Consider the following 22,122-nt stretch of genomic DNA (forward strand, 5'->3'; position numbering starts at 1 on the left):
CGAGATCGCCGGCAGGGGCCGCAGGTCACGGCGGCGCCGGCAGGCGCCGCCGTGACCTCCGTCTCAGTCCCGGACGAGCAGGGCCACCGGCAGCCGGGCCAGCAGCTCGCCGACGGGCGCTCCGCCGGCGTCGGAGACGACCCGCGTGCCGGTGAGCACGTCGCGCCACGCGCCGGTCGGCAGCGTCAGCGCGGTGTCGCCCCAACCGGTGGCGGCCAGCGCCACCGGCAGCCGGGTCGCCACGGTCACCGCGCCGCCCTGCTCCCCGGACCCACGGTCGAAGGCGACGACGTGCTGCGCGGCGGACCCGGTGGCCGCCACGGGGGTGTAGCCGGTGAACAGCTCCGGGGAGTCCCGCCGCAGCCGCAGCGCCCGCGAGACGACGAGCAGCTTGGCCGCGCCGGTGTCGTCGACCTCCGGCACCTCCCCGCCGTCGAGCCGGGCCAGCAGCGCGCGCCGCTCGTCGTAGTCGACCGGGCGGCGGTTGTCGGGGTCGACGAGCGAGTGGTCCCACAGCTCGGTGCCCTGGTAGACGTCCGGGACGCCGGGCATCGTCAGCTGCAGCAGCTTCTGCGCCAGCCCGTTGGACCGGCCGGCCGGGCCGATCCGCGCGACGAAGGCCTCGATCTCGCGGTTCGTGGCCTCGTCGTCGTAGGCGGCGTCGACCATCGCGTGCAGCTGCGCCTCGAACGCCTCGTCGACGTCGGTCCACGTCGTCGACTGCCCGGCCTCGCGGGCGGCCTTCTCGGCGTAGGCGTGCGCCCGCTCGCGGGACAGCGGCCACGCGCCGACCAGGTTCTGCCACACCAGGTGCGCCAGCGGCCGGTCGGGCAGCGGGTGGCGGGACAGCCAGCCGCGGACCAGGTCCGCCCACTCCGTCGGCACCTCGGCGAGGACGGCCAGGCGCGCCCGGGTGTCCTCGCTGCGCTTGGTGTCGTGCGTGGTGAGCGTCGTCATCGACTCCGGCTTGCGCTCCAGCCGCCGCGCCTGCGCCTCGTGGAACTCCTCCGGGGTGCTGCCGAAGCGCGCCGGGTCGCCGCCGACCTCGTTGAGCACCACGAACCGCGCCCACCGGTAGTAGGCGCTGTCCTCGACGCCCTTGGCCATCACCGGGCCGCTGGTCTGCTCGAACCGGGTGGCCGCCTCGGTGCCGGCCTGCGCCAGGACCGGGTGCAGCGCGTCGACCGCGGCGACCAGGTCGGGACGGCGGTCGCGGACGTCGCCCACGGCGGCGTCGAGGTGCTCGCGGCCGTCGGGCAGGTAGGTGCGGTAGACGGAGAAGGAGGCCAACAGCTCGGCCAGCGCCTCCTTCTCCGTCTCCACGTCGACGCCCGGCAGCTCGCCGATCACGCGCACCAGCCGGGCGACCTCCGAGCCGAGGATCCCGTCGGTCACCTCGCGCTTGCAGTCGTGCACCAGCTGCCCGTAGTCGACCGCCCGGCCGGACAGCTCGGTGTCCAGCGCGGTCAGCGCCGCCTCGCCGGCCGGGTCGACCAGGACGTCGTCGACCTCGGCCAGCGCGTCGTAGCCGGTGGTGCCGGCCGCCCGCCAGCTCTCCGGCAGGTCCTCGCCGGGCTCGAGGATCTTCTCGACCACCGTCCACCGGCCGCCCGACGCCTCGGCCAGCCGGTCCAGGTAGCCCTTGGGGTCGGCCAGGCCGTCGGGGTGGTCGATGCGCAGCCCGTCGACGGCGCCGTCGGCCACCAGCCGCAGCACCAGCTCGTGGGTGGCCCGGAAGACCTCCGGGTCCTCCACGCGCAGCCCGGCGAGGGTGTTGATCGCGAAGAAGCGCCGGTAGTTGAGGTCGGCGTCCGCGCGCCGCCAGTCGACCAGCTCGTAGTGCTGCCGGTCGTGCACCTCCTGCGGGGTGCCCTCGCCGGTGCCGGGCGCGATCGGGAAGCGGTTGTCGTAGTAGCGGAGCTCGCCGTCGACGACCTCGAGCTTCTCGACGTCGTCGGCCGACCCCAGCACCGGGATGCGGATGCGCCCGCCGCCGAAGTCCCAGTCGACGTCGAACGCCGACGCGTGCGCGCTGTCGCGCCCGTGCTGCAGCACGTCCCACCACCACGGCGCCTCGGCCGGGTCGGCCACGCCCATGTGGTTGGGCACCAGGTCGAGCACCAGGCCCAGCCCGTGCTCGTGCAGCGCGGCGACGAACCGGTCGAAGCCCTCCTGCCCGCCCCGCGGCTCGTCGACGTGCGCGTGGTCGACGGTGTCGTAGCCGTGCGTGCTGCCCGCGGCCGAGCGCAGCAGCGGGGAGGAGTAGGCGTGCGTGACACCGAGGTCGGCGAGGTAGCCGGCCACGGCCGCGGCGTCGTCGAGGGTGAACTCGGCGGTCACCTGCAGCCGGTAGGTCGCCGCGGGGGTGGCCCGCCGGCGCTCGAGGTCGTCGTCGGCCTGGCTCACGGGGCCGCCTGCAGCACGACGGTGGCGCGGGCGGCCACGGTGACCACGTCGCCGGCCTTCACCTGCACCGGCTCCACCTCGCCCAGCTCCGCGGTGTCGACGACGACCGTCCAGCCCTCGGCGTACTCCGACGGCGGCACGGTGAAGTCGATCGGCTCGTGGTGGGCGTTGAACGCCAGGTAGAAGCAGTCGTCGACGACGTCCTCGCCGCGCTCGTCGGTCTCCCGGATGCCGTGGCCGTTGAGGTACATGGCCAGCGACTTGGCGAAGCCCGCGTCCCAGTCCTCGTCGCTCATCAGCTCGCCGGACGGGGTGAACCAGGCGACGTCCTGCACCGGGTCGCCCTCCTCCCGGCGCACCGGCCGGCCGTGGAAGAACCGGCGGCGGCGGAACGTCGGGTGCTCGGTGCGCAGCCGGGTGACCAGCTTGGTGAACTCCAGCAGCCCCTCGTCGACCGACTCCCAGTCGATCCAGGTCAGCTCCGAGTCCTGGCAGTAGCCGTTGTTGTTGCCCTGCTGCGTGCGGCCGAGCTCGTCGCCGTGCAGCAGCATCGGCACGCCCTGGCTGAGCATCAGCGAGGCGATGAAGTTGCGCCGCTGCCGGGCGCGCAGCTCGAGCACCTCGGGGTCGTCGGTGGGCCCCTCGACGCCGCAGTTCCAGCTGCGGTTGTGGCTCTCGCCGTCGTTGTTGTCCTCGCCGTTGGCCTCGTTGTGCTTCTCGTTGTAGGAGACGAGGTCGTTGAGGGTGAACCCGTCGTGCGCGGTGACGAAGTTGATGCTCGCCACCGGCCGGCGCCCGGAGTGCTTGTAGAGGTCGGCCGAGCCGGAGATGCGGCTGGCGAACTCGCCGATGGTGGCGTCCTCGCCGCGCCAGAAGTCGCGGACGGTGTCGCGGTACTTCCCGTTCCACTCGGTCCACAGCGCCGGGAAGTTGCCCACCTGGTAGCCGCCGTCGCCGACGTCCCAGGGCTCGGCGATGAGCTTCACCTGGCTGACCACCGGGTCCTGGTGCACCAGGTCGAAGAACGCCGACAGCCGGTCCACCTCGTGGAACTGGCGGGCCAGCGTGGAGGCGAGGTCGAACCGGAACCCGTCGACGTGCATCTCGGTGACCCAGTACCGCAGCGAGTCCATGATCAGCTGCAGCGACTGCGGGTGCCGGACGTTGAGCGAGTTCCCGGTGCCCGTGGTGTCCATGTAGTACTGCTCGTCGCCCTCGACCAGCCGGTAGTAGGCCCGGTTGTCGATGCCCTTGAACGACAGCGTCGGGCCGTTGTGGTTGCCCTCGGCCGTGTGGTTGTAGACGACGTCGAGGATCACCTCGATGCCCGCCTCGTGCAGGGTCCGGACCATGCCCTTGAACTCCTGCACCTGCTGGCCGTCGGTGGCCTGGGCGTACTCGTTGTGCGGCGCGAAGAAGCCGATCGTGTTGTAGCCCCAGTAGTTGCGCAGGCCCTTCTGCAGCAGCGTGTCGTCCTGCACGAACTGGTGCACCGGCATGAGCTCGATCGCGGTGATGCCCAGCGACTGGAGGTGCTCGATCACCGCCGGGTGGGCGATGCCGGCGTAGGTCCCGCGCAGCTCCTCGGGGATCCGCGGGTGGGTCATGGTCAGGCCCTTGACGTGGGCCTCGTAGATGACCGTCTTGTTGTAGGGGGTCTTCGGCGGGCGGTCGACGCCCCAGTCGAAGTACGGGTTGATGACGACGGACTTCGGCATGTGCGGCGCCGAGTCGTCGTCGTTGCGCTCGCCGCTGCCGAACCGGTAGCCGAAGCAGGCCTCGTCCCAGTCGATCGCGCCGTCGATCGCCTTGGCGTAGGGGTCGAGCAGCAGCTTGTTCGGGTTGCAGCGTTGCCCGTTCTGCGGGTCGTACGGGCCGTGCACGCGGTAGCCGTAGCGCTGCCCGGGCTGGATGCCGGGCAGGAACGCGTGCCAGACGTAGCCGTCCATCTCCGGGAGCCGGATGCGCTCCTCGTTGCCCTGCTCGTCGAACAGGCACAGCTCGACCTTCTCGGCGACCTCGCTGAACAGGGCGAAGTTGGTCCCGGTGCCGTCGTACGTGGCACCCAGCGGGTAGGCGTTTCCAGGCCACACCTGGGTCATCGACGTGTTTCCTCCTGCGCGGGCGCCCCTCGGTGGTCCAGGGCGCGGTGGCCCCCCGCCGCGGCCGTCGGAGGGGGGTCGGGGCACACGGGTGCCCGCGGGCTCCTTAGCCCCAACCGGGCGGCTCCACACCTGACGCGGCGGACATCACGGCGGCGGCCCGGCAGGGGGCCCGGGGACGACGACGCCCTCCGCGGCGGAGGCCGCGGAGGGCGTCGTGTGCGGGTCCGGCGCCCCGGCGCGGGGCCGGGCACACCAGGTACCGAGGCGCGGGGCGCCGGGGTCCGACCTCGTCCGGGCATCCCGGGTGGCACTGGTCCCCGGCGCGGCACCGCGCCTGCAGGAGGGCACGCTAGCGGGTCCGGGGGCCGAGCACGAGCACGAGGGCGACGCGTCCGCAAGCGACACGCCCCGTCGGTCCCGTGATCACCACCCGTCACTCGCGGCGTCCTGTCACCGGGCGGTCGTACCGTCGTCCCCGTGCGCGCGACCTCCGACATCCGGCCCACCCAGGGGCGTTTCCGCGTCGTCAGCGAGTTCCAGCCCTCGGGCGACCAGCCGGCGGCGATCAAGGCCCTCGCGGAGCGGGTGAACTCCGGCGAGACGGACACCGTGCTCCTCGGCGCCACCGGCACCGGGAAGTCGGCCACCACGGCGTGGCTGATCGAGCAGGTCCAGCGGCCCACCCTGGTGATGGCGCCGAACAAGACCCTCGCCGCGCAGCTGGCCAACGAGTTCCGCGAGCTGCTGCCGGACAACGCCGTCGAGTACTTCGTGTCGTACTACGACTACTACCAGCCCGAGGCCTACGTCCCGCAGACCGACACCTACATCGAGAAGGACTCCTCGGTCAACGAGGAGGTCGAGCGGCTGCGGCACTCGGCGACCAACAGCCTGCTCACCCGGCGGGACGTGGTCGTGGTCTCCACCGTCTCGTGCATCTACGGCCTGGGCACCCCGGAGGAGTACGTCGACCGGGCGCTGCGCATCCGGGTGGGGGAGGAGCGCGACCGCGACGACCTGCTGCGCACGCTGGTCACCGAGCAGTACACCCGCAACGACCTCGCGTTCACCCGCGGCACCTTCCGCGTGCGCGGCGACACGATCGAGGTCTTCCCGGTGTACGAGGAGCTCGCCGTCCGGATCGAGATGTTCGGCGACGAGGTGGAGCGGCTGTACTACCTGCACCCGCTCACCGGCGAGGTGGTGCGCGAGGTCCAGGAGCTGTTCGTCTTCCCGGCCAGCCACTACGTCGCCGGCCCGGAGCGGATGGAGCGGGCGATCCGCACCATCGAGGCCGAGCTCGAGGAGCGGCTGGCCGAGCTGGAGAAGCAGGGCAAGCTGCTGGAGGCGCAGCGGCTGCGCATGCGCACCACCTACGACATCGAGATGATCCGCCAGGTCGGCTTCTGCTCCGGCATCGAGAACTACAGCCGGCACATCGACGGGCGGGCGCCGGGCAGCGCGGGTGCCTGCCTCATCGACTACTTCCCCGACGACTTCCTGCTCGTGGTCGACGAGTCGCACGTGACCGTGCCGCAGATCGGCGGCATGTACGAGGGCGACATGAGCCGCAAGCGCACGCTGGTCGAGCACGGCTTCCGGCTGCCCTCGGCGATGGACAACCGCCCGCTGAAGTGGGAGGAGTTCACCGACCGGATCGGGCAGACGGTCTACCTGTCGGCCACTCCGGGCCCCTACGAGCTCGGCCGCACCGGCGGCGAGTTCGTCGAGCAGGTCATCCGCCCCACCGGCCTGGTCGACCCGGAGGTCGTGGTCAAACCGACCAAGGGCCAGATCGACGACCTGGTCGGCGAGATCCGCGAGCGCACCGAGAAGGACGAGCGCGTCCTGGTCACCACGCTCACCAAGAAGATGGCCGAGGACCTCACCGACTACCTGCTCGAGCTCGGCATCAAGGTCCGCTACCTGCACTCGGAGGTCGACACCCTGCGCCGGGTGGAGCTGCTGCGCGAGCTGCGGCAGGGCGAGTACGACGTGCTGGTCGGCATCAACCTGCTGCGCGAGGGCCTCGACCTGCCCGAGGTGTCGCTGGTGGCGATCCTCGACGCCGACAAGGAGGGCTTCCTCCGGTCGACCACCTCGCTGATCCAGACCATCGGCCGCGCGGCGCGCAACGTGTCCGGCGAGGTGCACATGTACGCCGACAAGGTCACCCCGTCGATGGCGCAGGCGATCGACGAGACCAACCGGCGCCGCGAGAAGCAGATCGCCTACAACACCGCCAACGGCATCGACCCCCAGCCGCTGCGCAAGAAGATCGTCGACATCCTCGACGGCATCTACCGCGAGTCCGAGGACGCCGAGGCCGCCACCGAGCTGATCGGCGGGTCGGGCCGGCAGCAGTCGCGGGGGAAGGCGCCGGTGCCGGGGCTGTCGTCGAAGGGCCGGTCCAAGGCCGGCGCGATCGACGTCCAGGGCCTGCCGCGCGCCGAGCTGGCCGACCTCATCACGCAGATGAACGAGCAGATGCTGGCCGCCGCCCGGGAGCTGCAGTTCGAGGTGGCCGCCCGGCTGCGCGACGAGCTCGCCGAGCTCAAGAAGGAGCTGCGCCAGTTCGACGCCGCCCACGCGTGACGAAGGGTCCCCGGCCCCACTGCTCGCAGGCCCGCGGCGGGCCCGTGCCAGGGGGCTGGGAATCCCGACCCCGCGTGTGACACACGTCGCAGGAACGTTACGTTCGGGACCGCAACCGTCCCGGATGAAGGAGTCCTCCGCGTGACCGTCTCCCGTTCCCCGCGCCGTGTCCCGGGCCGTGGCCTGCGGCGCGGGCTGGTCGCCGCCGCGGCCGCGGCCCTGTCGGTGGGCGTGGCCGCCCCGGCGGCGGCCGCGCCCGGCGGCGGGCGCCCTGCGCCGCTGGCCTCGGCGATCACCGCCGTCAGCGCCACGAGCGCCCCGATCACCGTCGGCGGGGAGGCGTGGACGCGCACCACCGGCACCGTCTCCGGCGTCGTCGACCCGCGCGAGCAGGTCGCCGGGCTCGCCGGGCTGCCACGGGACGCCCGCGGCCTGGTGCCCTACACCAGCGAGTTCGAACTGATCACCCCCGCCGACGCGGGCGGCAGCGACGTCGTCCTGGTCGAGGCGGAGAACCGCGGCCGGCCCGCCGTGCTGCTGTCCGTGCTGGGTTTTCCGCTGGCCGGGGACGCGAGCCCGGTCGGCTCCGTCTACCCCGACGGCCTGGGCAACGGCTGGCCCGCCGGCCAGGACCTGTCCTACGCGCGGGTGCAGTGGGAGGCCGGCATCTCGCCCGGGGTGCCCGCGACCGCGCAGGGCGTCGGCGAGGTGATCGTGCGCGACCTCGGCCGGCTGCTCGAGGGCACCGCGCCGCGGGCCTCGGGGGCCGCCCTGCCGGTCTACCGCGCCTCGGTGCTCGCCGGCATCAGCCAGAGCGCCTGGTTCGTCGACACCTTCGTCGCCGAGGGCTTCAACGCCGACGACCGCACGGGCCGCGGGGTGTACGACGCTGCGGTCGCCGTCTCCGGCGCCGGCAACTGGCTGGCGGTCAACCAGCTCGCCGGCGACGCGCCGCAGCGGCCCTACGTGCTCGAGGACGGCGTCCCGCTCACCCACGACCAGGTCCTCACCCGGCCGAAGAGCGACCCGCTGTTCGTCGACGTCGCCACCTACACCGACTACCACAGGCTCCGCGCGAGCGTCACCGCGACCGCCGACCGCCCGCGCGACGTCGTCCGCTACGACTGGCCGGCCCCGCACGCCGGGGTCGCCGCCTACCCCGACACCGTCGTCTTCGGGCAGCTGCGGTGCAACGGCGGCACGCCCGTCCCGCGGAACCCGATCTCCTACACCCCGCACCTGCGCACGCTGCTCGCCGACGTGACCGAGGTCGTGCGGCACCCCGGTCAGGGTGACCGGCGGCTGCTCCCCCCGTCGGCGGTCTTCGCCCTGCAGCCGGCGCCGGCCGGGAGCCCGCAGTCGTTCAACGACCTGCCCGGCGTCGAGCTGCAGGTCCCGCGGACCGACCCGGCAACCGCCCAGCCGGTCGGCGGAGTGCGCTTCCCCGACGCCGTCGTGCCGCTCGGCCGGCCGGTCCCGGTCGCGCTGGCCCCGGTCGGGACGACGTCGATCACCGACGTCTGCGGCAACTGGGGCGGCTGGCAGCCGTACACCGCGGCCGAGCTGGCGCAGCGCTACGGCTCGGTCGACGGCTACCTGGCGCAGTACGCCGCCGCGGTCGACGCCCAGGTCCGCGACGGGTACCTCGACGCGTCCGAGCGGGCGGCGCTGCTGACCGCCGCCCGCGCCGCCTACCTGGCCGCGCCGCAGGGGTGAGCTGACCCCGGCCGACGGGGAGAGGGGCGTCCGGGAACCCCGGGCGCCCCTCGTCCGTTCTGCCCTGTGACTCCGCCGGGTGCGCTGTGCCGTGCCCGCGGAGCCGTGGAGGGGAGTATCCCGCCCGCGGTGGCGTCGTCAGCACGGGTACGCGTACCCCGGCGCCACCGGCCGGCCGCTGTCGCGGCCGGTGGGAGAGACCTCCGGTGCTGACTGCTGCCAGTGGACCGGAGGTAACCACTTTGGACGTCCCCTTCTTCGTCTGGGCGATCACGATCGCCGCGATCGTGGCCATGATCGTCTTCGACTTCGTCGGCCACGTGCGGACGCCGCACGCCCCGTCGTTGAAGGAGGCGGCGACCTGGTCGGCGGTCTACGTCGCCATCGCGGTGCTGTTCGGCATCGGCGTGTGGATCTTCGCCGGCGGGACGTACGGCGGGGAGTACTTCGCCGGCTACATCACCGAGAAGAGCCTGTCGGTCGACAACCTCTTCGTCTTCGTCCTGATCATGGCCAGCTTCGCGGTGCCCCGGGAGCTGCAGCAGAAGGTGCTGCTGTTCGGCATCGCGTTCGCCCTGGTCCTGCGGACCGTCTTCATCTTCCTCGGCGCCGCGGCGATCGAGAACTTCAGCTGGGTCTTCTACCTGTTCGGCGCGTTCCTCATCTACACCGCCGTCGCTCAGGCGCGGGCCGGCGGGGACGAGGACGAGGAGTTCAAGGAGAACGGCTTCCTGCGGCTGGTCCGCCGGGTGATCCCGACGACGTCGGACTACCACGGCGACCGGATGACCACGCGGCTGGACGGCAAGCGCCACATCACCCCGCTGGCCATCGCGCTGGTCGCCATCGGCAGCGCCGACATCCTCTTCGCCGTCGACTCGATCCCGGCGATCTTCGGGCTGACCGAGGAGACCTTCCTCGTCTTCACCGCCAACGCCTTCTCGCTGCTGGGCCTGCGGCAGCTGTTCTTCCTCATCGACGGCCTGCTCGACCGGCTGGTGTACCTGCACTACGGCCTGGCGGTCATCCTCGGCTTCATCGGGATCAAGCTGCTGATCCACGCGCTGCACGAGAACGAGCTGCCGTTCATCAACGGCGGCGAGCACGTCACGGCCATCCCGGAGATCCCGACCTGGCTGTCGCTGTCGGTCATCGTCGTCACCCTGCTGGTCACCACGGTCGCGAGCCTGGCCCGCAGCCGCCGCGACGCCCGCGAGGCCGTGCCGCACGCCGAGGCCGGGCGGGGAGCCGCCGCGGTCGCCGGGGAGACCGGCGTGCCGACGGTGCCGCACGAGCCGGGTGAGCGCCCCGCCGCGGCGCCGGCGCAGCGCACGGACGGCCGCTCCGGGTGACGCGCGGGTGACCACCGGGAGGACGGCAGGCCGACGACGCCGGTGTGCCTGTTGCTCCCGGTGATCGTGCGGCACGATCCAGGACACGTCCGCTCCGCTGGGTGCCCGACCGGCACCCCGCGCAGCGGTGCCGGGGGACGCGCCGGGCACTCCGCCCGCGTCCCCCGGCGGCGCCGGTCCATCCGGTGTCCGGTGCAGCGGCGACCGCCGCTGCGCTCCCCGACGGTGACATGGGAGTCCAACTGATGGGTGTCAGCCTCTCCAAGGGCGGGAACGTCTCGCTGACCAAGGAGGCGCCGGGCCTGACCGCGGTGAACGTCGGCCTCGGCTGGGACGTCAACACGTTCTCCGGGGGCGACTTCGACCTCGACGCGTCGGCGATCATGCTCGACGCCAACGGCAAGGTCACCCCCGACGACTCGGGCTTCGTCTTCTTCAACAACCTCCGCAGCCCGGACGGCTCGGTCGTCCACGTCGGTGACAACCTCACCGGCCAGGGTGAGGGCGACGACGAGGTCATCCAGGTGAACCTGGCCGGCGTGCCGCCGACCTGCGACAAGATCGTCTTCCCGGTGTCCATCTACGATGCCGACAACCGCAAGCAGAACTTCGGTGCGGTCCGCAACGCGTTCATCCGCGTGGTCAACCAGGCCAACGGCCAGGAGATCGCCCGCTACGACCTCACCGAGGACGCCTCGGTCGAGACCGCCATGGTCTTCGGCGAGCTCTACCGCAACGGCGCCGACTGGAAGTTCCGCGCCGTCGGCCAGGGCTACGCCTCCGGCCTGCGCGGCATCGCCCAGGACTTCGGCGTCAACGTCGGCTGATCCCCGCCGGGCCCGGACGCCCGTCCGGGCCCGGCACCCCGGCGGTGCGGGGACCCCGCCCGCCGGGGTCCCGCCCTGCCCGTACCCGCCCCGAGAAGCACCAGCCCCCGAGAAGCCGGAGGTCCCCGTCGTCATGCCCGACCGCACCCGCCCCGTGACCGCCGCCGCCGGGTCCGTCTGAGCGGCACCGGAGTGGTCCACGTCCTCACCCGGGGCGGCAACGTCGGGCTGGCCCAGGCCGGCCTGACCGGCCCCGTCGTCGTCACGCTCACCTGGACGCCGGCCCCCGGCGTCGACGCCGACCTGTCGGCGTTCCTCACCACCGCGGCGGGCCGGGTCCGCAGCGACGACGACTTCGTCTTCTACAACCAGCCCAGCGGCGCCGGCGGCGCGGTGCGCCACCTCGGCAAGACCGCCCGCGGCGGCGCCACCGTCGACCAGGTCCGCATCGACCCGGCCGCGCTGCCCGCCGACGTCGAGAAGGTCGTCATCGGCGCCTCCCTCGACGGCGCGGGCACCTTCGGCGGGCTGTCCGGGCTCGCCGTCGAGGTGGCCGCCGACGGCGCCCCGGTGCCCGCGATCCGCTGCGAGCTCGCCGCGGGCCCCGAGACCGCACTGGTGTTCGCCGAGGTCTACCGCCGCGGCGCGGAGTGGAAGGTGCGCGCCGTCGGCCAGGGCTTCACCACCGGCCTGGCCGGGATGGCCACCGACGTCGGCGTGAGCGTCGACGACGAGCCCGCCCCCGTGGCCGCCGCCCCTGCAGCGCCCGCCGCGGCCCCGCCGCCGGCCGCTCCTCCGGTCAGCATGGAGAAGAAGCGGCTGGTCGACCTCGAGAAGAAGCTGTCGTCCTCGGCCCCGCAGATGCTCTCGCTGGTCAAGACCGCCGGCGTCAGCCTGGAGAAGCGCGGCCTCGGCGAGCACACCGCCCGGGTCGCGCTGGTCCTCGACATCTCCGGCTCGATGGCCGAGCTCTACCGCACCGGCGCCGTGCAGCGGCTGGCCGAGCGGGTCCTCGCCCTCGGCCTGCGCTTCGACGACGACGGCGTCGTCGACGTCTTCCTGTTCGGCAAGGACGTGCACCAGCCCCCGGGCCTGCGCCTGGAGGGCCACCAGCAGTACATCGCCGACCTCACTCGGCAGTACCGGCTGGAGTACGACACCCGCTACGGCGCGGCGATGGCCGCCGTGCGCAAGGCCTACTTCGGCGACAGCCGCGACCGGGTGGAGCCGCAGCCGGCGCAGGTGCCGGTCTACGTCATGTTCCTGACCGACGGCGCGCCCAGCGACAAGTCGGTCGCGACCAAGCAGCTCAAGGCGGCGTCCTTCGAGCCGGTGTTCTGGCAGTTCATGGGCATCGGCCCGGAGCGGCAGTTCAGCTACCTGCAGCGACTGGACGACCTCGAGGGCCGCTACACCGACAACGCCGACTTCTTCGCGGTCAGCGAGGGCGACCTCATGGGCCGGCGGCCGATCAGCGACGACGCGCTGTTCGACCGGCTCATGACCGAGTACCCCGACTGGCTGCGCCGGGCGCGCGCCCAGGGCCTGCTCCGGTGACCGCCCAGCAGGAGGGACCGACCGTGCGTCACTTCTCCCACCTGACCGACGGCGAGCGCGAGCAGCTGTTCGCCGTCCCCCCGGGCGAGGTCGGCCCGGCGACGCCGCGCGGCATGCTCGCGCTGGCCCTGGGCGCCACGCTCTACAGCCCGGGCACGCGGCCGGCGCTGGACGCCGACGCCGCCCGCGCGGCCGCGGTCGGCGCCACGAGCATGGTCTGGTGCCTCGAGGACGCCATCCCGCACGCGGCCGTCCCCGACGCCGAGGCCAACGTCGTCGCCGCGCTGCAGCGGGTCGACCGGCGCGCCGCCGAGGGGGAGCAGCCGGCGCTGCCGCTGCTGTTCGTGCGGGTGCGCACGCCCGAGCAGATCCGCTCGGTGGCCCGCGCCGCCGGGCCGGCGCTGGCGCGGCTGACCGGGTTCAGCCTGCCCAAGGCCACCGGCGCCACGCTCGCGCCGATGCTCGCGGCGGTCGAGGAGGTCGCCGCCGTGCTGGGGCAGCCGCTGTACGGCATGCCGATCCTGGAGACGCCCGACCTCGCCTGGCGGGAGACCCGCGCCGAGGCGCTCGGCGCGCTGGCCGCGGTGGTCGAGGCGCACCGCGAGTCCGTGCTGTGCCTTCGGGTGGGTGGCACCGACCTGTCCGGGCTGTTCGGCCTGCGCCGCGACCGCGACACCACGATCTGGGACGTCGCCGTCGTCCGGGACTGCCTGGCCGACGTGGTCAACACCTTCACCCGCGGCGGCGAGCACGTGGTCACCGGCGCGGTCTGGGAGCACATCCCGGGCCCCCGGCTGTTCAAGCCGCAGCTGCGCCAGACGCCGTTCAGCGACCAGCACGAGGGCGGTCTGCGGCAGCGGATGATCGCCGGCGACCTCGACGGGCTGATCCGCGAGGTCACCCTCGACAAGGCCAACGGCGTGCTGGGCAAGACCGTCATCCACCCGGCGCACGTCTCGGTGGTCAACGCGCTGCTCACCGTCTCCCGCTCGGAGTACGACGACGCCCTCGAGATCCTCATGGCCCGCGGGCAGGGCGGCATCGCGGTGTCCGGGAACGGGCGGATGAACGAGATCGGCCCGCACGCGCTGTGGGCGGAGCTGATCAGCCGCCGCGCCGCGGTCTACGGCGTCGTCGCCGACGAGGCCGCGCTGGTCGACCTGCTGTCCGCCGGGCAGCGGCGGCTGGCCGAGGTGTTCGCCGGCGGGGAGGCGCAGCACGCGTGACCGCGACCCTCCCCGGTGCCGCCTGGCTGGGCGGCACCGTCTCCCGTCTGCTCGACGTCACCGCCGCCGACGCCGCCCGCTTCGCGGACCTGTGCGGCCTGGCGCTGCGGGACAACCCGCGCCGGGCGCACCTGGTCGTCTCCCGCGTGCTCGGCAAGCACGTGCCGGTCGCACCGGCCGCCGTCCTCGGTGCCGGGGCCGCGGTGGGCGACGCCGTCGCCGCGGTCCTGGACGGCGAGGCCCCCGGCCTGGTCATCGGCTACTGCGAGACGGCGACCGGCCTCGGCCACGCCGCCGCCGACCGGCTCGGCGCGGCCTACCTGCACACCACCCGCCGCGTGCACCCGGGCGTGCCGGTGGCCGCCGCGTTCGAGGAGGAGCACTCGCACGCGGTCGCGCACGCCCTGCAGCCGGCCGGGCCGGTGACGCTGGACGCGCCCGGCCCGCTGGTGCTGGTCGACGACGAGCTCACCTCCGGCCGCACCGCGCTCAACACCGTCGCCGAGCTGCACGCCCGCTGGCCGCGCGCGCGCTACGTCGTCGCCGCGCTGCTCGACGCGCGCACCCCGGCCGCCCGCGCCGCGTTCGCCGGGCGCGCGCAGGCCCTGGGCGTGCGGGTCGACGTCGCCGCCGTCCTCACCACGGAGCTCGCCCTGCCCGCCGACGTCCTCGACCGGGCCGCGGCCGCCCGCGCCGCCCTGCCCGGCCCGGCGCCGGTCCCGGCCGGCGCGCCCGGCGCCGTCCGGACGCACGCCGGCCTGTGGCCGGCCGGCGTCCCGACCACCGCCCGCCACGGCCTGACCCCCGCCGGCAGCGCCCGGCTCGCCGCCGCCGCCGACGCCGTCGCGGCCGCGCTCGCGCCGGAGCTGGCCGGCAGCCGCGGGGTGCTGGTGCTGGGCACCGAGGAGCTCATGCACGCGCCCACCGTGGTCGCGGCGCGTCTGGCCGGGCGGCTGCCCGGCGTCCCCGTCACCACCCAGTCGACCACCCGGAGCCCCGTGCACGCCGCCGACGACCCCGGCTACGCCCTGCGCCGCAGCCTGTCCTTCCCCGCGCCCGACGAGCCCGCCCGCGTCTCCCGCGTGCACAACCTGGCCGACCCCGCCGCCGTCCCCGCGGACGGCCGCTGGGCCGACCAGCGCGCCGACGACGTGGTCGTGGTCGTGGACGCCCCGGCGGAGGACTGCGCGCCGATGGTGCAGGCGCTGCGCCCGTTCGCCGCCCGCGCCGTGCACCTGGTGACGGTGCCGCTCGCGGAGCCGGCCCCATGACCGCGCTCGGAGCCCGCCTCGCGCCCGCCGTCCCCGGCCGGTTCGGCTCCTACGCGCCCGAGGAGGTGACCTGGCTGCTCACCGACCTGTCGTCGGTCGCGCTGGAGCGCGGCACCGAGGACCGCGAGGAGGCGATCCAGTCGGGCACCCACTACTCGGAGATGCTGCCGGTCGAGTACCAGCCCGACGACGACTACCTGGCGCTGTTCACCGCCGCGCTGGAGCAGTCGGCCGGGCGGCTCGCCGACGCCGTCGCCCGGGTCGGCGAGCTGGTCTGGGACGCCGCCGCCGCGCACGGGCAGACGCCGGTGCTGGTGTCGCTGGCCCGCGCCGGGACGCCGATCGGCGTGCTGCTGCGCCGCTGGTTCCTCGCCTCCCGCGGCGTCGCGGTGCCGCACTACACCGTCTCGATCATCCGCGGCCGCGGCATCGACCAGGTCGCGACGGCGCACGTGCTCGCCCGGCACCCGGCGTCGGCGGTGCGCTTCGTCGACGGCTGGACCGGCAAGGGCGCGATCCAGCGGCAGCTTACCGAGGCCGTCGCCGGCTGGCGGGCCGCGCACCCGGAGGACGCCGCCCTCGACGACCGGCTCGCCGTCCTCGCCGACCCGGGCCTGTGCACCGAGCTGTACGGCACCCGCGACGACTTCCTCATCCCGAGCGCCTGCCTCAACAGCACGGTGTCCGGGCTGGTGTCGCGGACGGTGCTGCGCGACGACCTCATCGGCCCCGGCATGTTCCACGGCGCCAAGTACTACGCCGAGCTCGCCGGCGCCGACGTCTCCGCGCTGTTCGTCGACACCGTCGCGGCCGCGTTCCCGGCGCGGCCGCCGGCCGACGACGTCCCCGCGGCCGACCGCCGGCCGACCTGGGTCGGGTGGGCGGCGGTGGAGCGGATCGCCGCCGAGCACGGCATCGCCGACGTCAACCTGGTCAAGCCCGGGGTGGGGGAGACGACGCGCGTGCTGCTGCGCCGGGTGCCCTGGCAGGTGCTGGTCCGCCCCGACCGCGCCGAGGACCTGCGGCACGTCGCCGCGCTGGCCCGGGCCCGCGGCGTGCCGCTGGTCGAGGTGCCGGACCTGCCGTACTCCTGCGTCGGCCTGATCCGGCCGGTGGGCCGGTGACCGCGGTCCTCACGGCGACGCTGGCCGCCGTCGACCTCGACCGCACGCTCATCTACTCGGCGGCCGCGGCGGGGACGACCGAGGGGCTGGAGGTCGTCGAGCACCTCGACGGCGCCCCGCTGTCGCACGCGACGCCGGCGTCGTGGCGGCTGCTCGCCGAGCTGGCCGGGCGGGCGCTGCTGGTCCCGGTCACCACCCGCACCGTGGCGCAGTACGGGCGGGTGCGGCTGCCCGTCGTCCCGCGGTACGCGCTGTGCGCCAACGGCGGGGTGCTGCTCGCCGACGGCGTCCGCGACCCGGGGTGGGACGACTGGGCGGCGGCGACCGCCGCGCAGGCCGCGCCGCTGCCGGAGCTTCTCGGCCTGCTCGAGGCGGTGGCCGGGCAACCGTGGGTGCGCACCGTGCGCGCCGCCGAGGGGCTGTTCTGCTACCTGGTCGCGCACGCCCGCGAGGCGATCCCGCAGGACTGGCTCGACGGGACCGGCGCGGCCGTCGCCGCCGCCGGGGCGACGCTGTCGGTGCAGGGCCGCAAGGTGTACGTCGTCCCCGCCGGGCTGTCCAAGGCCGCCGGGCTGCTCCGGCTGCGCCGGCTGCTGGCGGGGGAGGGGCCCGCGCCGCGGCTGCTGTGCGCCGGCGACAGCCTGCTCGACGCGCCGATGCTGCTCGCCGCCGACGCCGCCGTCCGCCCCGCGCACGGAGAGCTGCACGAGCAGGGCTGGACCGGCGCGCGGGTCGCGGTGACCGCGGCCAGCGGCGCCGCCGCGGGCGAGGAGATCGTCCGCTGGCTGCTCGACCGCGCGGGCTAGTCCGCCCGCGCGGTCCGCACCAGCCGGTCCAGGCCGTCCTCGATCGACTGCGCCTCGCGCAGCACCGCACCCCAGTCCGGGCGGCGGCTCCGGGCCGCCTCCTCCAGCGGCGGCAGCCGCCGGGCGAGGTCCTCGAACGTGCGGCGGAAGCGGCGGGCCCGCTCCTCGGGCAGCCCGCCGAGGAACCGGCGGGCGTCGACGACGGCGCGCTGCACCTCGCCGAGCAGCGACCCGGGGTCGGCGGCGACGGCGTCGAGCCGCTGCAGCCGCCCGGTCGCGGCGCGCACCTCGTCGTCGACCCGGCCGGCGGCCGCCCGCACCCGGGCCAGCAGCGCGGCGGCCGCGGGCACGTCGAGGACCGGCGCGCCGAGCGCCCCCTCCAGCGCCGTCAGCGCCTCGTCGGCCTCGGCGAGCGCCTCGGCGGCCCGCTGCGGCGCGCGCTCGACGTCGGACCACGCGGTCAGCGGGTAGCGGCGGCGCAGCTCGCTCATCACCGGCGCCAGGCGCTCGTGCCGGGTGCCCAGCGCCTCGCGGCGGGTGCGGACGGAGGCGGCGCCGCGGCGGACCTCCGCGGCCCGCTCCGGCAGCGCCCGCGCCCGCGCGGCCGCCGCCTCGGCCTCCCGGCGGCCCTTCTCGGCGGCGTCCAGCGCGGGCGCGGCGCGCCGGGCGGCCAGGTCGGCGGCGGCACCGGCGGCGAGGCGCTCGGCGTCGGCGAGGACGCCGTCCAGCCCGGGGTCGGCCAGCCCGGCCGCGCCGGCGGCGTCCAGTGCCGCGCGGGCGGTCGCCACGGCGTCGCGGGTCGCGGACACCGCGCGGGCGGCCGCGGCGCGGGCGCGGGAGGCGGCGGCGAGGACCTCGCCGTACTGGTCGCGGAAGCGCTGGACCTGGCCGTGCACCTCGCGCAGCGCGGCGGCCGCCGCGCCCAGCTCCGCGGCGGCGGCGCGGGCCGCGCCCGGCTCGGCGTCCGCCGCGGGGTCGTGGCCGGAGAGCGCCTGCAGGTAGTGTCCGATGACGGCGTCCGCGTGGGTGGAGAGGTCCCGCCAGTCGCGGGTCAAGGAGTCGGGGGCGGGGATGCGGTGGTGAGCCCGACGCCCACCCGCGGGCGGACCCGCCTCCTCCGCGGCGGCGACCGCGTCCGGGAGGTCGGCCAGCGCGGCGTCCAGCTCCAGCATCGCCGCGGCCGCGGCCTCCCGCGCCGCCGCGGCCTCCCGCCGGGGGGCGTCGCGGTCGCGCCGCCACCAGGAGGTGCCGCCGGGTGCGCTCACGACCGCCTCCCCTCGCCGTGGCCCGCGTCCGGCGGGGCGGTCCGGCACCTGCGCGGTCCGGAGGCCCGTGGATACCACGCCGGGACCGCGCACGTGGGCACGGGCGGCCGGCGCCGCCCGGTCCGCTGAAGGCCCCGCTCCCGCCGCCCCGCCGCGGGCCGGCGGGAACCGGGACCCGCCGGGGTCCGTTGGACCACCGGCCCGCCTCCCGCCCGGTCCGGCCCGCTCGTCCCTGTCGTCGTCGTCGCCTGACCCCCCGGGCGGCGGAGAGGAACACCTGATGCTCCGCTACTTCGGCTTCTCCGTCGGTCTGACGGTGGCCGCGCTCGTCACCGCCGTGTTCTTCGGCGGGCCGGCGGCCCTGCTGGCCGTCGCCGTCCTCGGCGTGCTCGAGGTCTGCCTGTCCTTCGACAACGCCGTGGTCAACGCCAAGGTGCTGCGCCGCATGAGCCCGCTGTGGCGGAAGCTGTTCCTCTACGTCGGCATCTTCATCGCCGTGTTCGGCATGCGGCTGCTGCTGCCGATCGTCCTGGTCTCGGTGACGGCGCAGCTGTCCATCCCCGAGGTGTGGGACCTGGCGCTGTCGGACCAGGAGGCCTACGCGGAGAACGTCGAGGCCGCGGCCGAGGCGATCTACACCTTCGGCGGGATCTTCCTGCTGATGATCTTCCTGAACTTCCTCTTCGACGAGGAGCGGGAGATCCACTGGCTGTCGTGGCTGGAGCGGCCGCTGGCCAAGGCCGGCAAGCTGCCCTACCTCGCCATCGTCATCGCCCTGGCGGTCATCTACGTCGGCTCGCAGATCGCCGACGACGACAAGTACGCCACGGTGCTCATGTCCGGGCTCGCGGGCCTGTTCACCTACCTGCTCATCGGCGGGCTCAACGAGCTCATGGAGGCCCCGGAGACCGACGACGAGGACGACGACGTCACCCCGACCGGGCAGACGGCGGGCAACGGTGCCGGTGGCACCGCCACCAAGGCGGTCGCGGGCGCCGGTGCCGCCGCGTTCCTCTACCTCGAGGTGCTCGACGCGTCGTTCTCCTTCGACGGCGTCATCGGCGCGTTCGCCATCAGCAGCGACATCTTCATCATCGCGCTGGGCCTGGGCATCGGCGCCTTCTGGGTGCGGTCGCTGACCATCTACATGGTCGACAAGGGCACCCTCGACGAGTACCGCTACCTGGAGCACGGCGCGATGTGGGCCATCGGCTTCCTCGCCGCGATCATGATCCTCGAGCTGCGGTTCCACATCAGCGAGTACGTCACCGGCCTCACCGGCCTGCTGTTCATCGTCGCCGCCGTGATCAGCAGCATCGTCGTCTCGCGGCGGGAGCGCGCCGAGGTCGCGGCCGCCGACCGGCCGGGCGAGCGCGACGAGGTGCCCGCCGGCCAGAGCTGACCGCAGGCCACCCAGCGGCCCCGGGGCGCCCGCCCCGGGGCCGCCGCGCGTCGCGGCGGGTGGCCTACCGCGGGGCGGGGGAGCCGGATACGGTCCGCCCGGTTCCCGTCCCCGCACCGAGAGGTCCGTCGTTGGCACAGCTCACCGCCCAGAAACGCGTCCTGCACGCCGACCTGCACGGGGACCGCATCCGGGCCGCCAGCGGCTCGATGGTCGCCTTCGAGGGCGACGTCGACTTCAAGAGCTCCGGGATGGGCGGGGGCGGCGGCATGCGCGCCGCCCTCAAGCGGGCCGTCGCCGGCGAGAGCATCTCGCTGATGGACTGCACCGGGCACGGCCGCGTGTACCTCGCCAAGGACGCGATGGACGTGCTCGTCGTCGACCTCGCCGGCGACACGCTCACCGTGGAGAGCGAGCACATCCTCGCCCACACCGAGCACCTGCGCCTCGACGTCGAGTTCTCCGGCCTGCGCGGCGTGACCAGCGGCCAGGGCCTGGCCACCACGACCGTCACCGGGCAGGGCCAGGTCGCGATCGTGTCCGAGGGCCCGGTCATGGCGCTGGAGGTCGCGCCCGGCACGGACCTGGTGGTCGACCCCGACGCCTACGTCGGCTCCCGCGGCCGGCTGTCGATGAACCTGGTCAGCGGCGTCTCGTGGAAGTCCCTCGTCGGTGAGGGCTCCGGCGAGCCCTTCTCCCTCCGCTTCACCGGGCACGGCCTGGTGCTCGTCCAGTCCTCGGAGCGCTGAGCCGTGCCGTTCGAGACCGTCAACAGCAAGGTCGTGCGCGCGCACGTCGGCCCGGCCGACCCGGTGCTCGCCCGCCGCGGCGCGATGCTCGGCTACTCCGGGCAGGTCACCTTCCGCCCGGTGCACGGCCAGGGCCGCGGCATCGGCGGCATGGTCGGCGCGGCGATGTCGGGGGAGTCCAACCCGATGATGGCCACCGAGGGCAGCGGCCAGGTGCTCTACGGCTACAAGGGCATGCACGTCACCGTCCTCGAGCTCGACGGTGGCGCGCCGCTGGTCTGCGAGGCCGACCGGCTGCTCGCGCACGACGCGAACCTGCAGACCAGCGTGCAGTTCCTCGGCTCCGGCGGGCTGAGGTCCGCGATCGGCGGCGCCATGACCGGGCAGGGCCTGTTCACCACCAACGTCCACGGCCGCGGGTCGGTCGCGCTGCTCGCCCACGGCGGCGCCTTCCCCCTGCAGCTGGGCGGGCAGCAGGTCGGCGTCGACCCGCAGGCCTACGTCGGCCACGTCGGCCAGCTCTCCGTGGACCTCGCGGCCAAGGTGGGCCTCCGCGACGTGGTCGGCCGCGGCTCCGGTGAGGCCTTCCAGTTGAGGATCAGCGGCCACGGCACGGTGTACGTGCAGGCCAGCGAGCAGAAGTTCTGAGGACGGCGACCATGACCTACCCGCCGAACACCCCCTACGGCGGCGGCAACCCCTACGGCGGCCAGCCCCAGCCCGGGTACGGCCCGCCCCCGCAGCCCGGCTACGGACAGCCGGGGTACGGCCAGCCCGGGTACGGGCAGCCGCCCCACGGCGGCCAGCCGCAGCCCGGGTACGGGCAGCCGCCGCAGCCCGGCTACGGGCAGCCCCCGCCGCCCGGGTACGGCCAGCCCCCCGCCGGGCCGCCGGCCGGCGTGCCGAGCACGCTGACCGCGCAGTCGCTGCCCGACGACGACAACGTCAACCCCTACGTGTTCTGCATCGCGCTGAACGGCGAGTGGTTCATGAGCAAGGGCGCGATGCTCGCGTACTACGGCAACGTCCAGTTCGACGCCGTCAGCGAGTACTCCTCGGTGCAGGCGTGGGTGGCCCACCGGTTCTCCAGCCCGGTCTACGTGCAGGACTGGGTGGTCGCCCGGGGCCACGGCAAGGTGCTCATCGGGGACCGCGGGTTCGACCTGAACTCCTACGACCTCGACGACGGCAACCTGACGATCAAGGCGAGCAACCTCTGCGCGTTCTCCAAGGACCTGGAGCTCAAGCAGTCGATCGTCCCGGGCTTCGTCACCCTCATCGGGACGGGGAAGTTCATCGCCTCGTCCAACGGGCCGGTGATCTTCGTCGAGCCGCCGTTCCGGGCCGACCCCGAGGCGCTGCTCGGCTGGGCCGACTGCCCCGCGCCGTCGGTGCACCACGACGCCCAGTGGATGACGCAGAGCTTCCTCGGCGCGCTCACCGGTGCGCTCGGCCGCGCCTCGGGGGAGGAGCGGCAGTACGACTTCACCGGCAAGGGCACGATCCTGCTGCAGTCCTCCGAGATCGCGCGGGAGGACCCGGCGGTGCTGCGGCTGGTCGAGTCGCAGACCCAGCTGCTCACCGACAGCCAGGCCGGCTCGCTCGGCCAGCGGCTGGTCGCCCGCGCCCAGCAGCAGCACTGAGCGCGCTCCCCCGGGGGGGGGGGGGGGGGGGGGGGGGGGGGGGGGGGGGGGGGGGGGGGGGGGGGGGGGGGGGGGGGG

The 22,122-nt window shown here is 74.6% G+C and carries 16 protein-coding genes; 13 read left to right on the forward strand and 3 right to left on the reverse strand.

Annotated elements, in window-relative coordinates:
• Positions 1–63: 63 nt before the first annotated feature.
• Positions 64–2,406 (reverse strand): malto-oligosyltrehalose synthase, encoded by a 2,343-nt coding sequence (treY, locus tag ACI8AB_RS21130; RefSeq protein ID WP_456951743.1) that lies wholly within the window; start codon positions 2,404–2,406, stop codon positions 64–66.
• A complete protein-coding gene (gene glgX / locus ACI8AB_RS21135; protein WP_456951744.1) occupies positions 2,403–4,508 on the reverse strand; it encodes a glycogen debranching protein GlgX in 2,106 nt (701 codons plus the stop codon). Before glgX ends, treY begins: the two co-directional genes overlap by 4 nt.
• Before the next feature lie 480 nt (positions 4,509–4,988).
• Here glgX and uvrB point away from each other — a divergent pair, with 480 nt between their 5' ends.
• The 9 genes from uvrB to ACI8AB_RS21180 all read left to right on the forward strand — a co-directional run bounded on the left by uvrB (position 4,989) and on the right by ACI8AB_RS21180 (position 16,985).
• On the forward strand, positions 4,989–7,106 hold the full coding sequence (gene uvrB / locus ACI8AB_RS21140) for an excinuclease ABC subunit UvrB (RefSeq protein ID WP_456951745.1): 2,118 nt from the start codon (positions 4,989–4,991) through the stop codon (positions 7,104–7,106).
• A 141-nt stretch (positions 7,107–7,247) separates the two neighbouring features.
• On the forward strand, positions 7,248–8,822 hold the full coding sequence (locus tag ACI8AB_RS21145; protein ID WP_456951746.1) for an alpha/beta hydrolase domain-containing protein: 1,575 nt from the start codon (positions 7,248–7,250) through the stop codon (positions 8,820–8,822).
• A gap of 242 nt (positions 8,823–9,064) precedes the next feature.
• On the forward strand, positions 9,065–10,174 hold the full coding sequence (locus ACI8AB_RS21150) for a TerC family protein (protein ID WP_456951747.1): 1,110 nt from the start codon (positions 9,065–9,067) through the stop codon (positions 10,172–10,174).
• Between the two features lie 230 nt (positions 10,175–10,404).
• Positions 10,405–11,001 carry a TerD family protein gene (locus ACI8AB_RS21155; RefSeq protein WP_456903571.1) on the forward strand — a complete coding sequence of 199 codons (597 nt, stop codon included), beginning with the start codon at positions 10,405–10,407 and terminating at the stop codon, positions 10,999–11,001.
• 192 nt (positions 11,002–11,193) lie between these two features.
• Positions 11,194–12,558 carry a VWA domain-containing protein gene (locus tag ACI8AB_RS21160; RefSeq protein ID WP_456951748.1) on the forward strand — a complete coding sequence of 455 codons (1,365 nt, stop codon included), beginning with the start codon at positions 11,194–11,196 and terminating at the stop codon, positions 12,556–12,558.
• Positions 12,559–12,581: 23 nt separating this feature from the next.
• Entirely contained in the window at positions 12,582–13,784 is a 1,203-nt protein-coding gene (locus ACI8AB_RS21165) for an HpcH/HpaI aldolase/citrate lyase family protein (RefSeq protein ID WP_456951749.1), read from the forward strand.
• Positions 13,781–15,055: a phosphoribosyltransferase domain-containing protein gene (locus tag ACI8AB_RS21170; protein WP_456951750.1), complete on the forward strand. Its 1,275-nt coding sequence runs from the start codon at positions 13,781–13,783 to the stop codon at positions 15,053–15,055. The genes ACI8AB_RS21165 and ACI8AB_RS21170 overlap by 4 nt, the downstream gene beginning before the upstream one ends.
• A complete protein-coding gene (locus ACI8AB_RS21175) occupies positions 15,052–16,179 on the forward strand; it encodes a cysteine protease StiP family protein (RefSeq protein ID WP_456951751.1) in 1,128 nt (375 codons plus the stop codon). The genes ACI8AB_RS21170 and ACI8AB_RS21175 overlap by 4 nt, the downstream gene beginning before the upstream one ends.
• Positions 16,176–16,985 (forward strand): hypothetical protein, encoded by an 810-nt coding sequence (locus ACI8AB_RS21180; protein ID WP_456951752.1) that lies wholly within the window; start codon positions 16,176–16,178, stop codon positions 16,983–16,985. The genes ACI8AB_RS21175 and ACI8AB_RS21180 overlap by 4 nt, the downstream gene beginning before the upstream one ends.
• Here the strand turns inward: ACI8AB_RS21180 and ACI8AB_RS21185 are convergent.
• Positions 16,982–18,250 carry a hypothetical protein gene (locus ACI8AB_RS21185; RefSeq protein ID WP_456951753.1) on the reverse strand — a complete coding sequence of 423 codons (1,269 nt, stop codon included), beginning with the start codon at positions 18,248–18,250 and terminating at the stop codon, positions 16,982–16,984. The two genes, ACI8AB_RS21180 and ACI8AB_RS21185, sit on opposite strands and share 4 nt — an antisense overlap.
• A 280-nt stretch (positions 18,251–18,530) precedes the next feature.
• Here ACI8AB_RS21185 and ACI8AB_RS21190 point away from each other — a divergent pair, with 280 nt between their 5' ends.
• From ACI8AB_RS21190 to ACI8AB_RS21205, 4 genes are all read left to right on the forward strand, one after another.
• The gene (locus tag ACI8AB_RS21190) at positions 18,531–19,652 is read left to right on the forward strand and encodes a DUF475 domain-containing protein (protein WP_387994455.1); all 1,122 of its coding nucleotides are present in this window, start codon (positions 18,531–18,533) and stop codon (positions 19,650–19,652) included.
• A 131-nt stretch (positions 19,653–19,783) separates the two neighbouring features.
• Positions 19,784–20,401, forward strand: a complete 618-nt coding sequence (locus tag ACI8AB_RS21195; RefSeq protein WP_456951754.1) for an AIM24 family protein — start codon at positions 19,784–19,786, stop codon at positions 20,399–20,401.
• A gap of 3 nt (positions 20,402–20,404) precedes the next feature.
• On the forward strand, positions 20,405–21,049 hold the full coding sequence (locus tag ACI8AB_RS21200) for an AIM24 family protein (protein ID WP_456951755.1): 645 nt from the start codon (positions 20,405–20,407) through the stop codon (positions 21,047–21,049).
• Between the two features lie 11 nt (positions 21,050–21,060).
• Positions 21,061–22,044, forward strand: a complete 984-nt coding sequence (locus tag ACI8AB_RS21205) for an AIM24 family protein (protein WP_387994448.1) — start codon at positions 21,061–21,063, stop codon at positions 22,042–22,044.
• The last annotated feature ends 78 nt before the right edge of the window (positions 22,045–22,122 follow it).

The organism is Geodermatophilus sp. SYSU D00698 (assembly GCF_054050335.1).

Coding starts and splice junctions, on each gene's coding strand:
- glgX (WP_456951744.1), bottom strand. CDS start 4,508: ATGACCCAGGTGTGGCCTGGAAACGCCTACCCGCTGGGTGCCACGTAC.
- ACI8AB_RS21155 (WP_456903571.1), top strand. CDS start 10,405: ATGGGAGTCCAACTGATGGGTGTCAGCCTCTCCAAGGGCGGGAACGTC.
- ACI8AB_RS21175 (WP_456951751.1), top strand. CDS start 15,052: ATGACCGCGCTCGGAGCCCGCCTCGCGCCCGCCGTCCCCGGCCGGTTC.
- ACI8AB_RS21190 (WP_387994455.1), top strand. CDS start 18,531: ATGCTCCGCTACTTCGGCTTCTCCGTCGGTCTGACGGTGGCCGCGCTC.
- ACI8AB_RS21205 (WP_387994448.1), top strand. CDS start 21,061: ATGACCTACCCGCCGAACACCCCCTACGGCGGCGGCAACCCCTACGGC.